This window comes from Saccharothrix saharensis, assembly GCF_006716745.1.
GTDB classification, from domain to species: domain Bacteria; phylum Actinomycetota; class Actinomycetes; order Mycobacteriales; family Pseudonocardiaceae; genus Actinosynnema; species Actinosynnema saharense.
Map to the genome: position 1 here is coordinate 4169930 of NZ_VFPP01000001.1, position 13389 is coordinate 4183318.

The window sequence follows — 13389 nt, forward strand, 5'->3', positions numbered from 1 at the left end:
GTCACACCTCTTCTTCCCTGAGCACGACCACGCCGCCGGCGGGCACGACCACGCTGCCGGCCGCGCGTGCGCCCGACAGCAGCTCGACCCCCGCCGCGGGCAGCTCGGCGTCGCCACTGCCGTGGTTGACCGCGACCAGCCACGATACGGCGGTCCCGGCCACCTCACCGCGCCGGCGCACCACCTCGACGTCACCGCCCGGCCCGACCGCGACCCCGGCCTGGTCCAGCGCCGCGCGCAGCAGCCGGTCCAGCCCGTCGCCGACGAGGCCGCACCCCACGTACCAGGCGACGCCGTCGCCGCGCTCGTTGCGGGTCACCGCAGGCACGCCGGGCAGCGGGCCGTCGGCGTAGGAGGCGAGCACCTTCGCGCCGTCGGCGTGCAGGTGCTCGGTCCAGACCGCGACCGGTGAACCGTCGTCCAGCGCCACGGCCCGCCCCGCCCCCAGCGGGTGGAACTCCTCCGTGCGCACGCCCAGCAGCTCGCGGAACGCGCCGGGGTAACCGCCCAGGCGCACGTGGCCGCGCGTGTCCGTGATGCCGGACAGGTAGGTCACCAGCAGGTGGCCGCCACCCTCCACGTACCGCTCGTACGGCGTCGCGTCGTCCACCGCGTACAGCGCGGGCACGACGACCAGCCGGTAGCCGGACAGGTCCGCGCCGGGCGGCACGAAGTCGACCGTCACCCCGGCCCGCCACAACGCCCGGTAGTGCGCGAAGACGTGCTCGGGGTAGGCGAAGTCGCCGGTCGGGTGGTTGGGCTGGGACAGCGCCCACCACGACTCCCAGTCGAAGACGACGGCGACCTCGGCGGCCACGGTGGAGCCGACGAGCTCGGCGAGCCGCCCGTACTCGGCACCGACCCGCTCGACCTCGCGGTACACCTTCGTGTCCGGGCCGGCGTGCGGCACCATCGCCGAGTGGTAGCGCTCCGAGCCCGCCCGCGACTGCCGCCACTGGAAGAACAGCGTGCCGTCCGCGCCGCGGGCCAGGTGCGCGTAGGAGTTGCGGCGCAGCTCGCCGGGCAGCTTGGCGATGTTGCGCGGCTGCCAGTTGACCGCCGACGTGGAGTGCTCCATCAGCAGCCACGGCCGCCCGCCGGCCAAACCGCGCACCAGGTCCGCGGAGTAGGCCAGGTCGATGTGCCGCTCGGCGTCCTCACCGCGGGTGTAGTGGTCGTTGGAGACGAAGTCGACCTCGGCGGCCCACTTCCAGTAGTCCAGCCCGGAGAACCCGGCGGCCATGAAGTTCGTGGTCACCGGCACGTCCGGGGTGACCTCGCGCAGCACGTCCCGCTCGGCCTTGAACAGCTCCAGCAGGGCGTCGGAGGAGAACCGGTCGAAGTCCAGCAGCTGGCCCGGGTTGTGCGAGGTGGGCGTGGCGCGCGGCGGCAGGATCTGCTCCCACGAGGTGTAGTGCTGGCTCCAGAACGCCGTGCCCCAGGCTTCGTTCAGCGCGTCCAGCGTCCCGTGGCGGGCGCGCAGCCAGGCCCGGAACGCCACCGCGCACCGGTCGCAGTAGCAGCGGGGGACGTGGCAGCCGTACTCGTTGTTGACGTGCCACGCGGCCGGCGCCGGGTGGTCGCGGTACCGCTCGGCCAGCGCGCGGGCCAGCGCCACGGCCTTGGCCCGGTAGACCGGCGAGCTCGGGCAGTACGACTGGCGCGAGCCGTGCGAGAGGCGGACGCCGTCGGCGGTCTCCGGCAGCACCTCCGGGTACGCGGTGGTCAGCCACGGCGGCGGCGCGGCGGTCGCGGTGGCCAGGTCGACCCGGATGCCGCCCGCGTGCAAACGGTCCAGCACGCGGTCCAACCAGCCGAACTCGTACCGGCCCTCTTCCACTTCCAGCAGGGCCCACGAGAAGATCGCCACGCTCACCAGGTTCACGCCGGCCCGGCGCATGAGCTCGACGTCGTCGTCCCACACGTCCTCCGGCCACTGCTCGGGGTTGTAGTCGGCGCCCCAGGCGAGGCCGCGCACGCGGGTGGGCCAAGTCGTCATGACGCAAGAGTGGTCGATTTAGCACGAAAACGTCAACACAGTCCAACAACAACCGTCGGATAGCTTGACTTTTCGTGTGGCCGACACCACATTGTGAGTCCTCTTGTTGACTCTTTGTTCACTTGGCCATCGCCGAGTGTCACCCGGAGGAGCGACGATGACGAGGTTCTCCGCCAGCCCCCACCCCCTGCTGGGCCGCCGTGCCCTGCTGAAGGCGATCGTCGCGGGTGCGGGCGTCGCCGCCGTGCCCGGCCTCGCCGCGTGCGGCTCCGACGGCGGGGGCGCCGCCACCGACGCGGTGTCGTTCGGCAACAACCAGTCCGACCAGGTGCCGAAGGACGCGATCACCGCCGTGCTGAAGGCGTTCGAGGGCGAGTCGGGCCTCAAGGTCGCCATCAACACCAAGCAGCACGAGCAGTACCAGGAGCAGATCAACAACTACCTCCAGGGCAAGCCGGACGACGTGCTGTCCTGGTTCGCGGGCTACCGCATGCGGTTCTTCGCCGAGAAGGGCCTGACCGGCGACCTCAGCGAGGTGTGGTCCAAGGTCTCCGGGGGCTACGAGCCCGCGCTGAAGGAGGCGTCCACCGCCTCGGACGGCAAGCAGTACCTGATCCCGTTCGTGCAGTACCCGTGGGGCGTGTTCTACCGCAAGAGCGTCTGGCGGCAACGAGGGTACGAACAGCCGAAGACGCTGGACGAGCTCGTCGCGCTGTCCACGAGGATGCAGGCCGACGGCCTCGTGCCCATCGCGTTCGCGCAGAAGCAGGGCTGGCCCGGCATGGGCACGTTCGACCAGCTCAACTTCCGCATCAACGGCTACCGGTTCCACGTCGACCTGATGGCCGGCAAGGAGGACTGGCAGGGGCCGAAGGTGCGGGAGGTGTTCGACACCTGGAAGCGGCTGCTGCCGTTCCACCAGGAGAACGCGCTGGGCCGCGAGTGGCAGGAGGCCGCTCAGGCGTTGCAGCAGGGCAAGGCGGGCATGTACCTGCTCGGCTCGTTCGTGGCCCAGCAGTTCAAGGGCCCCGACCTGGACGACCTGGACTTCTTCCCGTACCCCGAGATCAACCCCGAGCACGGGCAGGACACCGTGGAAGCGCCGATCGACGGCTTCATGATGTCCCGCAAACCCGGCAACCCCGAAGGCGCGCGCAAGCTGCTGGAGTACCTGTCCACGCCCGCCGCGCAGCTGGCCTACCTCAAGGCCGACCCGAGCCAGATCCCCACGTCCAGCAAGGCCGACACGTCCGGCTACACCCCGTTGCAGAAGAAGTCGGCCCAGGTCATCAAGGACGCGGCGCACGTCACGCAGTTCCTCGACCGCGACACCGACCCGCGCTTCGCCAGCGACGCGGCGACCAACGGGCTCAACGCGTTCCTCCAGAACCCCGACGACCTCGACTCGATCCTCAAGGGCATGGCCGACCAGGCGAAGACGATCTTCTCGGAGTGACGGAGTGACCGCCTTGGAATCCCCCGCGAAGCCCGCCGGGACGTCGGCCCCCTCCCCGACGTCCCGGCGCGGCAGGCGCCGCCGCGCCACCGCGCTCGCCCCGCGCGACAAGCTCGTGCTCGGGCTGATGCTCGGCGTCCCGTCGCTGCTGCACCTCGCGCTGGTGTGGGTGCCCGCGCTCGGCTCGGTCGGGCTGTCGTTCAGCTCGTGGGACGGCATCGGCGGGTTCGCCGACATCGAGTGGGTCGGCTTCCGGAACTACGTCGACATCTTCACCCGGTACCCGCGGTTCTGGCCCGCGCTCCAGCACAACCTGATCTGGCTGCTGTTCCTGCTCGTCGTGCCGACCGTCGCCGGGCTGCTGCTGGCCGTGCTGCTGGACCGGCAACTGCGGTTCGGGCGGATCTACCAGAGCGCGCTGTACCTGCCGATGGTGCTGTCGCTGGCGTTGGTCGGGTTCATCTGGCAGCTCATCTACCAGCCCGAGCACGGGCTGCTGAACAACGTGCTCGGCACGGCGTCGACCGACCCGGTGAACTGGCTGGGCGACCCCGACATCAACCTGTACGCGGTGCTGGTGGCGGCCGGGTGGCGGCACACCGGGTACGTGATGCTGCTGTACCTGGCCGGGCTGAAGTCGGTGGACCCGGCGTTGAAGGAAGCCGCCGCGCTGGACGGCGCGAACGCGTGGCAGACGTTCTTCCGGGTCACGTTCCCGGTGCTCAGGCCGGTGAACGTGGTGGTGCTCGTGGTCACCGTGATCGAAGGCCTGCGGGCGTTCGACATCGTGTACGTGATCAACAAGGGGCGCAACGGGCTGGAGCTGCTGTCCGTGCTCGTGACCGACAACATCATCGGCGAGTCGAGCCGGATCGGGTGGGGGTCGGCGCTGGCCGTCGTCCTGCTGCTGATCTCGCTCGGGTTCATCGTCACCTACCTGTTCCAGGTGTTCCGCGAGGAGGAACGGACGTGAGGTTCGCTGTCCGGCCGGCGCGCGTCGCCCTGCACGTCTTCCTGGTCCTCACGTGCCTGACGACCCTCGCGCCGCTGCTGTGGGCCCTGTACGCGTCGCTGCGGACGTACGACGACACCGCGCGCAACGGGTACTTCTCCGTCGCCGAGAGCCTGACGTTCGACAACTTCACGGCCGCGTGGACGCAGGCGGACCTGCCGCACTACTACCTCAACACGCTGCTCGTGACGCTGCCCGCGCTCGTGCTCGTGCTGCTGCTGAGCTCGATGGTGGCGTACGGCGTGTCGCGGTACAGCTTCCGGTTCAACGTGGCGCTGCTGGTGCTGTTCACGGCGGGGAACCTGCTGCCGCAGCAGGTGATCGTGACGCCGCTGTACCGGCTGTACCTGCTCACCCCGCTGCCGTCGTGGTTGAGCGACAGCGGGGTGCTGCTGGACTCGCAGCTCGGGCTGGTGCTGATCCACGTGGCGTTCCAGTCCGGGTTCTGCGTGTTCGTGCTGAGCAACTACATGAAGACGATCCCGCACGAGCTCGGCGAGGCCGCGCGCGTCGACGGCGCCGGCGTGTTCCGGCAGTACTGGCAGGTGATCCTGCCCCTGTGCCGCCCGGCGCTGGCGGCCCTGGCGACGTTGGAGTTCACGTGGATCTACAACGACTTCCTGTGGGCGCTCGTGCTGATCCAGACCGGTGACAAGATGCCGATCACGTCCGCCCTGCAGAACTTGAAGGGCACGTTCTTCGTGGACAACAACCTGGTGGCCGCGGGCTCCCTGCTCGTCGCCCTGCCGACCCTGGTCGTGTTCTTCACCCTGCAACGCCAGTTCATCGGCGGCCTGACCCTCGGTTCCACCAAGGGTTAGGCCGTTGGGGTGTTCCGCGACACCGGCGGTATCCAGGTCCGCCGGCGGTGATCCATGTCCGAGGAAGCGGTCACCCGTCGAGAGGACGTCCCATGCTCGCCCGCCGGATCCTGGTCGCCTGCGCCGCCGCGACAGCCGTCGGCTTCGCGGTGGCACCGCCCGCGCAGGCCACCTCGGCCACGCTCTACGCCGAGGTGGACGAGCTCGCCGCGGAGCTGAACTCCCTGGCGTGGCCGGGGCAGGACACCTACAACCACTACCCCGGTGAGCTGGGGCACCCGGACGGGGCGTCGACCGTCGTGTGGGGCACGCCGGGCAGTCCTACCACGTACGAGAGCAAGTCCAAGTGCGCCCCCTTGGTCACCCTGGCGTTGCGGCACACGTTCGCGTGGGCCACCGATGGCTATTTCACGGCCGAGTTCGGCAGCACCAGCCCCACCTCGGCGCAGTACTACGACGGGCTGCTGGCGGGCGCGGACCACTTCACGACCAAGACGACGGTGCCGAGCCTGGTCCGGGGTGACGTCATCGCGGTCAAGTACACCGACTCCGCGGGCGGCACCGGTGACGCGACCGGCCACATGATGGTCGTCGCCGGCACGCCGCAGCTCTACAACCGTGACGGCAACGCCTCGACCCGCGAGTACGCCGTGCCGGTGATCGACAGCACCAAGGAGCCGCACGGCGTGCCCAGCACGTGGGCCGGGTCGCCGGTGCACCTGTTCCCGGACACGCGCCGGGTGGGCACCACCGAGTACACCGGCGTCGGCCGCGGGTGGGTCTTCGTCAGCACCGGGTCCGACGACGTGCCGACCGGCCACTGGTGGGGCCCGAACGAGAACGTGACGACCCAGTACAAGCCGACCTCCACCCGCCCCCTGCTCTTCGCCACCCTCCCCTAACCCGAGCGTCGAACCTCCAGGCCCCGCGTGTCGAACGCTCAGGCCCCGAGTGTCGAACGCTCAGGACCCCTGCATTCACCATTCGCGTACCCCTCGGTCGACGCGAATGTGGAACTCGGGGGTCCTGAGCGTTCGACACTCGGGACCTGGAGGTTCGACACGCGGGGTCTGAGCGTTCGACACTCGGGACCTGGGGGTTCGACTCACGGGTGGGGGGTGGGGCGGCCCGGGAGGCGGAGGGTGAACATGGCGCCGCCCTCGGGGGCGCGGCCCACGTAGGCCAGGCCGCCGTGGCGTTCGGCGACCTGCTTGACGATCGCCAGGCCGAGGCCGGAGCCGGGGAGGGTGCGGGCTTCGGACGAGCGGTAGAAGCGCTCGAAGACGTGGGGCAGGTCGGCGTCGGCGATGCCGGGGCCCGAGTCCGCGACCTCGACGACCGCGCTGCCGTCGCCCAACTGCTTCAACGACAGCCGCACGACACCGCCCGTCGGGCTGAACTTGACCGCGTTGTCCAGCAGGTTCAGCACGGCCCGCTCCAACGCGCTGGAATCACCCAACAACGACCACGGCTGCACCTCCACGACGAAGTCCACGTCGGACGCACGCCGCTTGGCCCGGTCCAGCGCGCGCTCCACCACCTCGACCAGGTCCACCGGCTCGTGCACGACCTGCGGCGCGTCCTCGCGCGCCAGCTCCACCAGGTCCCCGATCAACGTGGTCAGCTCGTCCAGCTGCGCCCGCACGTCGGCGTTGATCTCCGCCTTGTCCTCGTCGGACAACGTCGGCGCGTCCGGCCGCTCGGACGCCAGCAGCAGCTCCAGGTTCGTCCGCATCGACGTCAACGGCGTGCGCAGCTCGTGCCCGGCGTCGGCGACCAGCCGCCGCTGCCGCTCCTGCGACTCCGCCACCGCGCCCAGCATCGCGTTGAACCGCTGCGACAACAGCGCCAGCTCGTCGTCACCCGACACCGGGATCGGCCGCAGGTCACCGGTCATCGCGACCCGCTCGGTGGCCTCGGTCAACCGCTGAACGGGCCGCAGCCCGGTCCGCGCCACCGCCGTCCCCGCCACCGCCGCGACCAGCACGCCCATCCCGCTGATCACGAACAGCACCACGGACAGCTTGCCGAGCGTCACGTTCAACGGCTTGGTGGACTGGGCGATCAGCATCGCCTGCCCGTCGCCGTACGGCACCGCGATCACCCGGAAGTCGGTGCGCAGGTCGGTCCAGATGTTCTCCAGCCGCGACCCGCGCGCCACGTCGAGGTCGGCGGGCTGCGTGGGCGGCGCGATCGTGCCCTTCGGGTAGAGGATCTGACCGCTCACGTCCAGCACGCCGATCCGGATGTCACCCGCCGCCAGGAACGCGCCGGGGATCTCGGTGACGTCGTTGTTGACCTTCGGCGCGTTCACCGCGGCCTGGGCGCGCTGCCGCAGGTTCTCGTCCATCTGGTCGTGCAGGTTCTGGCTCACGGTCATGTACGCGCCGAGCGACACGACGGCGACGGCCCCGGCCACGCAGAACGCGGCCAGCAGGGTCACCCGGGCCCGCAGCGACACCCGCTGGAGCCGCCCGTTGGCGGCACCGATCACGGAGGGGTCTCCCGCAGCACGTAGCCGACACCGCGCACGGTGTGCAGCAGCCGGGTCTCACCCTCGGCCTCGGTCTTGCGCCGCAGGTAGCCGACGTAGACCTCCAGCGCGTTGCCCGAGGTGGGGAAGTCGTAGCCCCACACGTCCTCCAGGATGCGGCCGCGGGTCAACACCTGCTTGGGGTGCGCCAGGAACAGCTCCAGCAGGGCGAACTCGGTCCGGGTGAGGCTGATCGGCCGGTCGCCGCGCCGCACGTCCCGGGTGCCCGGGTCGAGCTCCAGGTCGGCGAACCGCAGCACCGCGCCCGCGGGCTCCTCGGCGTCGGACGCCGCCCGCCGCAGCAACGCGCGCAGCCGCGCCAGCAGCTCCTCCAGCGCGAACGGCTTGGGCAGGTAGTCGTCGGCGCCCGCGTCCAGCCCGGACACCCGGTCCGACACCGCGTCCCGGGCGGTGAGCACGAGGATCGGCAGGTCGTCACCGGTGCTGCGCAGCCGGCGGCACACCTCCAACCCGTCGAGCCTGGGCATCATCACGTCCAGCACCATGGCGTCCGGGCGCTGGGCGATGACGGATTCGAGGGCCTGCTGGCCGTCGCCGGCTAGGTCGACCTGGTAGCCGTTGAACTGCAGTGAGCGGCGGAGCGACTCACGCACGGCCCGGTCGTCGTCGACAACGAGGATGCGCATGTGGGTCAGTCTTGCCCCTGGTCCTGAGAGCCGCCTGAGAAGCCGGTGTGAGCTACCCGTCAAGTTTGCGGGCCACCGGGGCGTTCCAGCGCCGCCACAGCGCCAGCAGCCGCAGGCCGACGATGACCACCGACCCGACCAGCGTCACCGGCACGGCGGGCAGGCCGAGGTAATCGCCGAACGCCACCACCACCGCGCCGCACAGCGCGGCCACCGCGTAGATCTCCCGGCGCAGGACCAGCGGGATCTCCCGCAGCAGCACGTCGCGCAGCGCGCCGCCGCCGATGCCGGTGGTCATCCCGACCAGGCAGGCCGCGTAGGGCGGCGCGCCGAGCCCGAGCGCGGTGGTGGTGCCGGCCGTGACGAACAGGCCGAGCCCGATCGCGTCCAGCAGCAGGACCGCCCGCCGCAGCTTGGCCACGGTCGGGTGAAACCAGAAGACCACCAGTCCGGTGACGCCCGCGACGGCCAGGTAGGGCCAGCTCACCAACGCCGCCGGCGGGTGCACGCCGAGCAGCACGTCCCGGATGATCCCGCCGCCGAGCGCGGTGGTCAGGGCCAGCACGATGACGCCGAACACGTCCAGCCGCGCCCGCACCGCGGCGACCGCCCCGGAGGCGGCGAACGCGGCGATGCCGACCAGTTCCAGGGCGTCGAGCAGCACGGCTGGTCAGGTTAGAACCAGTCCGCCAAACGCGGGACGCCAGGTGCCCCGACCAGCCGGTCGAGCAGCGCGCCGTCGCCGTCGAGCAGGCCGGCGCGGCGCAGCGCGTGGCTGTCGTGCAGCCCGCTGAACCACGGCCCGAGCGCCCGCGCGTGCAGCCGCACGGCACCGCTGCCACCGGGTTCGACGCGCACCGCGCCGTCCTCCACCACCAGCCGCTGCCGCCCGGCGTGCCACGGCGCGTGCTCGTCGACCACGTCCAGGTCCACCGCGGCGGGCTTCAGCCACGCCGCCGCGGGCCACCCGCGTGCCGCCACGGCCGCGGGCAGGTCCACCACCCTCAGCAGCCACACCGACGTGGTCACGGTGTGCTCGATCGCCCGGTTCGCCAGCAGGCCGGTCACAGCCGGGTCGGTCACCCGCACCCGCGCCCGGTCCAGCACCCCGGCCCAGCTGCCCAGTTGCCGCAACAGCCCCAGTTGCGTCACCCGGTCCCGCCCGACCAGGTCGTACACCCGCAGGCCGTCCCGGCTGCGCGAGGCCGTGAGGTAGCCGCGCACCTCGCCGTCGTGACCGGGCACCACCGACACCACGTCGAGCCGGAGCACGTCGGCCACGTCGACGGCGGGCGCGCTGCGGTCGACCAACCCGTTCACCGTGGACGCCAGGTCGGTGTAGCAGGCGTGCAGCGCCGTGAGGTCGCCCTCCTCGGCGGGCCGGGTCGCGACCGGCTCACCGGCGGGCATCCGGTCCAGCGGGAACTCCAGCCACTCGAACACGCCGCCCGCGTCCCAGCCGCGCGACCGGTAGACCGCCGGCACGGTCGCGTACAGCGCGGACACCGCCTGCCCGCGTTCCCGCATGTCCCGCAGGGCCGCGTCCAGCAGCGCCCCGCCCACGCCGCGGCCCCGGGCCGAGGGGTCGACGGCCACCCCGCCGACCCCGCCCATGGGCACGGTCGACCCGCCCCAGAACTGGTGGAACTGCGTGATCGTCAGCACGCCCGCCGCCCGCCCGTCCAGCTCGGCCAGCAGCCCGCGCCGACCCGGCTTCGCCGACGGCTCGCCGACGCCGCCGAACGCCACCCGGCGCAACCGGTCGGCCTGCTCGACGTCGTCGGCGCTCAGCTCGCGAACCCGCACGGGTTCCTGCTTACCAGGTGAAGAACCCCTGGCCGGTCTTGCGCCCGAGGTGTCCGGCCGCGACCTTCTCCCGCAGCAGCGCGGGCGGCTCGAACCGGGGCCCGAGCTCGGCCGCCAGGTGCTCGGCGATGGCCAGCCGGACGTCCAGCCCGACCAGGTCGGTCAGCCGCAGCGGGCCCATCGGCCAGCCGTAGCCCAGCCGCATCCCGGTGTCGACGTCCTCGGCGCTCGCGACGCCCTCTTCGAGCATCCGGATCGCCTCCATGCCGACCGCGACCCCGAGCCGCGACGTGGCGAACCCGGGCGCGTCCCGCACCTCGATCACGGTCTTGCCCAGCTCCTCGGCCCAGCCGCGGACCCGCGCCACCACGTCGGCGGCCACCCCGGCGTGGTGCACGAGCTCGACGAGCTGCTGCACGGGCACCGGGTTGAAGAAGTGCATGCCCAGCACCCGCTCGCCGGGCAGCCCCTCGGCCAGCGCGGAGATCGACAACGACGACGTGTTCGACGCCAGCACCGCGTCCGGGCACGCCGACGCGGCCTCGGCGAGCACCCGCCGCTTCAGCCCCAGGTCCTCGGGCACGGCCTCCACGACCAGGGCCGCACCCCGGCCGACCTGCGTGTCCAGCCGTTCGACCACGGTCAGGCGCCGGAGCAGGTCGTGCGGCACGGCGTCCAGCTTGCCGCGCTCCGCGGCCTTGGCCAGCGACGCCTCGACGGCCCGCCGCGCGGCCGACGCCCGGTCCGCGCCCGCCTCCACCAGCACCACGTCGTGCCCGCCGGCCAGGAGCAGGTGGGCGACACCGGCGCCCATCGTGCCGCCGCCGATCACCACCGCGATCATCAGGCCACGACCTCCGCGGCGACCATGGCGACCAGCTCGACGCCGCCGATCTCGGCCAGGTTCGCGCCCGCCGCCTGCCACTCGGGCGTGCGGAAGGCGTCCTTCATCGCGTCGGCGGACTCGAAGTACATCTCGGCCACGATGTGCAGCTCGTGCTCGCCGAGGAAACCGGGCACGAAGACGCGCGTGACCTTGGCCACCTCGGCGCGGAGCAGGCCCGGCGTCCGCTCGACCAGCGGCAGGTGCGACGCGAAGTAGGCCTCGTCGAACGCCTCGACGTCGGCGGGCTTCCGGTACAGGGCGACGTACTTGACCATGTGACACCTTCCGTCCGGTTTCGCCTGGGAATGTAACACCGGCACGATGGACGGGTGCGGATCATCCTGCTGCGCCACGGACAGAGCCTGGGCAACGTCGACGAGTTGGCGTACTGCCGCATCCCCGACCACGCCCTACCCCTCACGGAGCTGGGCGAACAGCAGGCCCGCGCCGCCGGGCCGCGGATCAGGGACCTCCTCGACGGCGGCCCGGTGGCGGTCTACGTCAGCCCGTACGTGCGGACCAGGGCCACCCTGCGCAACCTCGAACTCGGCGACCGGGTGGAGCGCACGGTCGCCGAGCCGAGGCTGCGCGAGCAGGACTGGGGCAACCTCCAGGACCCCGTGCAGCAGGAGGTGCTCAAGCACCAGCGGCACGCGTTCGGGCACTTCTTCTTCCGGCTGCCCAACGGCGAGTCCGGCGCGGACGTGGACGACCGCCTGGCCGCGTTCCTGACCGACCTGGAGACCCGGATGCAGGACCCGGCCCACCCCACCACGGCGCTCGTCGTCTCGCACGGCCTCACGATCCGGCTGCTGTGCCGCCGCCTGTTCGGCTGGAGCATCGAGCTGTTCGAGTCCCTGTCGAACCTGGAGACGTGCGAGCACCGCGTCCTGACCCGCGAGGACGGGACCTGGCGCCTGGACCGCCCGTTCGACCAGTGGCGGGCGTCCCCGGACGGCGAGACCCAGGGACCGCTCGCCTAGCCCGGCACGACCTCCGCGACCACGCACACCACGTCGTCCGGGACCGCCGCCCGCGTCGGCCGGCCCGGACGGCCGGTGCGAGCACGCCGACGGTCACCGGCTCCGCGCGGCCCGACCGGGACCACCGTGCGGCTTCACCCGGGGTGGAGGTCACCCCACCGCGGAATCCACAACGGACGCCGACCGGTCGCGCACCAGACCGCTGAGCGACACGGCCGCCGCGACCGCCAGCACGGCCAGCGCGGGCCAGTCCGCCACCAGGTGCCCCTCGTCACCGACCACGAAGCTGCCGTACAAGCCCCAGCACTGCACCGCCGTGAGCGCCGCGCCGGCGACCGTCGTCCACCACGACACCACCGCCACCACGACCACCAGCAGCAGGAGGGCGAACACCGGCCAACTCCCCGCGAGCGCGGTCACCACCACGCCGCCCGCGAAACCCAGCGCGGACCCGTGCACCGTTCCGACCATGACCGGCCATTCAACGCCCGGTTGAGACGCACACCACCCTCTCCGGGGCAGGTTCACCGGATCGCGTGAGGCACGATCGTCCGAATGAGCTTCTACGACGTCGTGCACCGCCGGAGGGACACCAGGGGCGAGTTCACCGGCGCCCCGATCCCGCCGGACGTGCTGCGCCGGGTGCTCACCGCCGCGCACGCCGCGCCCAGCGTGGGCCTGTCCCAGCCGTGGGACTTCATCGTCGTGCGCGACGAGCACACCCGCCGCGCGTTCCGCGACCACGTCCACGCCGAGCGCAGCGTGTTCGCCTCCGAGCTGGACCCGCGCCAGGCCGAGCTGTTCGCCCGGATCAAGGTCGAGGGCATCCTGGAGTCCACCCTGGGCGTGGTCGTCACCTACGACCCCGACCGCGGCTCGCCGGCCGTCCTCGGCCGGCACGCGATCGCCGACGCCGGCCTGTACTCGGTGTGCCTGGCCATCCAGAACCTGTGGCTGGCCGCCACCGCCGAGGGCCTGGGCGTCGGCTGGGTCAGCTTCTACCGCGAGGACGTGCTGCGCCGGCTGCTGGACATCCCCCAGCCGCTGCGCCCGGTGGCCTGGCTGTGCGTCGGCCCGGTCGACTGCCTGCCCGACACCCCCGACCTCGAACGGCACGGCTGGCGCAACCGGTTGCCCTTGGAGGAAGTCCTGCACGAGGAGCGGTACACACGACGTTCGGGCCGGTAGCCTGTGGTAGCCGTGCCGGCGGCGAGCGGTCCCGCGTACCCGCCTCGCCGAGTCGGAA

At 71.9% G+C, this 13389-nt stretch carries 14 protein-coding genes; 6 read left to right on the forward strand and 8 right to left on the reverse strand.

Annotation, left to right across the window (positions count from 1 at the left end; all coding sequences use genetic code 11):
* Position 1: 1 nt before the first annotated feature.
* The gene (locus FHX81_RS18005; RefSeq protein WP_141979271.1) at positions 2 to 1999 is read right to left on the reverse strand and encodes a beta-galactosidase; all 1998 of its coding nucleotides are present in this window, start codon (positions 1997 to 1999) and stop codon (positions 2 to 4) included.
* A 157-nt stretch (positions 2000 to 2156) separates the two neighbouring features.
* Here FHX81_RS18005 and FHX81_RS18010 point away from each other — a divergent pair, with 157 nt between their 5' ends.
* From FHX81_RS18010 to FHX81_RS18025, 4 genes are all read left to right on the forward strand, one after another.
* On the forward strand, positions 2157 to 3455 hold the full coding sequence (locus FHX81_RS18010) for an ABC transporter substrate-binding protein (RefSeq protein ID WP_141979272.1): 1299 nt from the start codon (positions 2157 to 2159) through the stop codon (positions 3453 to 3455).
* A gap of 4 nt (positions 3456 to 3459) precedes the next feature.
* The gene (locus FHX81_RS18015) at positions 3460 to 4428 is read left to right on the forward strand and encodes a carbohydrate ABC transporter permease (RefSeq protein WP_246107866.1); all 969 of its coding nucleotides are present in this window, start codon (positions 3460 to 3462) and stop codon (positions 4426 to 4428) included.
* A complete protein-coding gene (locus tag FHX81_RS18020; RefSeq protein WP_141979273.1) occupies positions 4425 to 5288 on the forward strand; it encodes a carbohydrate ABC transporter permease in 864 nt (287 codons plus the stop codon). Before FHX81_RS18015 ends, FHX81_RS18020 begins: the two co-directional genes overlap by 4 nt.
* A gap of 92 nt (positions 5289 to 5380) precedes the next feature.
* Positions 5381 to 6190, forward strand: coding sequence for a hypothetical protein (locus FHX81_RS18025; protein ID WP_170232089.1), 810 nt, complete (start codon positions 5381 to 5383; stop codon positions 6188 to 6190).
* Positions 6191 to 6393: 203 nt separating this feature from the next.
* Here FHX81_RS18025 and FHX81_RS18030 read toward each other — a convergent pair whose 3' ends face one another.
* From FHX81_RS18030 to FHX81_RS18055, 6 genes are read right to left on the reverse strand one after another with little or no spacing between them, the layout of a single operon-like run.
* Complete coding sequence (locus FHX81_RS18030; protein WP_141979275.1) at positions 6394 to 7782, reverse strand: sensor histidine kinase; 1389 nt, start codon at positions 7780 to 7782, stop codon at positions 6394 to 6396.
* Complete coding sequence (locus FHX81_RS18035) at positions 7779 to 8468, reverse strand: response regulator transcription factor (RefSeq protein WP_141979276.1); 690 nt, start codon at positions 8466 to 8468, stop codon at positions 7779 to 7781. The genes FHX81_RS18030 and FHX81_RS18035 overlap by 4 nt, the downstream gene beginning before the upstream one ends.
* Before the next feature lie 52 nt (positions 8469 to 8520).
* Complete coding sequence (locus tag FHX81_RS18040) at positions 8521 to 9132, reverse strand: trimeric intracellular cation channel family protein (RefSeq protein ID WP_141979277.1); 612 nt, start codon at positions 9130 to 9132, stop codon at positions 8521 to 8523.
* A gap of 11 nt (positions 9133 to 9143) precedes the next feature.
* On the reverse strand, positions 9144 to 10274 hold the full coding sequence (locus FHX81_RS18045; protein ID WP_141979278.1) for a GNAT family N-acetyltransferase: 1131 nt from the start codon (positions 10272 to 10274) through the stop codon (positions 9144 to 9146).
* 10 nt (positions 10275 to 10284) lie between these two features.
* Positions 10285 to 11118 (reverse strand): 3-hydroxyacyl-CoA dehydrogenase family protein, encoded by an 834-nt coding sequence (locus FHX81_RS18050; RefSeq protein WP_141979279.1) that lies wholly within the window; start codon positions 11116 to 11118, stop codon positions 10285 to 10287.
* Positions 11118 to 11435 (reverse strand): EthD family reductase, encoded by a 318-nt coding sequence (locus FHX81_RS18055; protein ID WP_141979280.1) that lies wholly within the window; start codon positions 11433 to 11435, stop codon positions 11118 to 11120. The genes FHX81_RS18050 and FHX81_RS18055 overlap by 1 nt, the downstream gene beginning before the upstream one ends.
* Before the next feature lie 54 nt (positions 11436 to 11489).
* On the opposite strand from FHX81_RS18055, the gene FHX81_RS18060 reads away from it, so the two are divergent.
* A complete protein-coding gene (locus FHX81_RS18060; RefSeq protein WP_141979281.1) occupies positions 11490 to 12143 on the forward strand; it encodes a histidine phosphatase family protein in 654 nt (217 codons plus the stop codon).
* Between the two features lie 150 nt (positions 12144 to 12293).
* Here the strand turns inward: FHX81_RS18060 and FHX81_RS18065 are convergent, their stop codons facing one another.
* Complete coding sequence (locus FHX81_RS18065; RefSeq protein WP_141979282.1) at positions 12294 to 12614, reverse strand: hypothetical protein; 321 nt, start codon at positions 12612 to 12614, stop codon at positions 12294 to 12296.
* Positions 12615 to 12698: 84 nt separating this feature from the next.
* On the opposite strand from FHX81_RS18065, the gene bluB reads away from it, so the two are divergent.
* On the forward strand, positions 12699 to 13331 hold the full coding sequence (gene bluB / locus FHX81_RS18070) for a 5,6-dimethylbenzimidazole synthase (RefSeq protein WP_141979283.1): 633 nt from the start codon (positions 12699 to 12701) through the stop codon (positions 13329 to 13331).
* Positions 13332 to 13389 lie beyond the last annotated feature (58 nt).

Bases quoted from the DNA above. Each gene is read 5' to 3' on its own strand.
- FHX81_RS18035 (WP_141979276.1), bottom strand. From the start codon at position 8,468: ATGCGCATCCTCGTTGTCGACGACGACCGGGCCGTGCGTGAGTCGCTC.
- FHX81_RS18025 (WP_170232089.1), top strand. From the start codon at position 5,381: ATGCTCGCCCGCCGGATCCTGGTCGCCTGCGCCGCCGCGACAGCCGTC.
- FHX81_RS18005 (WP_141979271.1), bottom strand. From the start codon at position 1,999: ATGACGACTTGGCCCACCCGCGTGCGCGGCCTCGCCTGGGGCGCCGAC.
- FHX81_RS18010 (WP_141979272.1), top strand. From the start codon at position 2,157: ATGACGAGGTTCTCCGCCAGCCCCCACCCCCTGCTGGGCCGCCGTGCC.
- FHX81_RS18050 (WP_141979279.1), bottom strand. From the start codon at position 11,118: ATGATCGCGGTGGTGATCGGCGGCGGCACGATGGGCGCCGGTGTCGCC.
- FHX81_RS18055 (WP_141979280.1), bottom strand. From the start codon at position 11,435: ATGGTCAAGTACGTCGCCCTGTACCGGAAGCCCGCCGACGTCGAGGCG.
- bluB (WP_141979283.1), top strand. From the start codon at position 12,699: ATGAGCTTCTACGACGTCGTGCACCGCCGGAGGGACACCAGGGGCGAG.
- FHX81_RS18065 (WP_141979282.1), bottom strand. From the start codon at position 12,614: ATGGTCGGAACGGTGCACGGGTCCGCGCTGGGTTTCGCGGGCGGCGTG.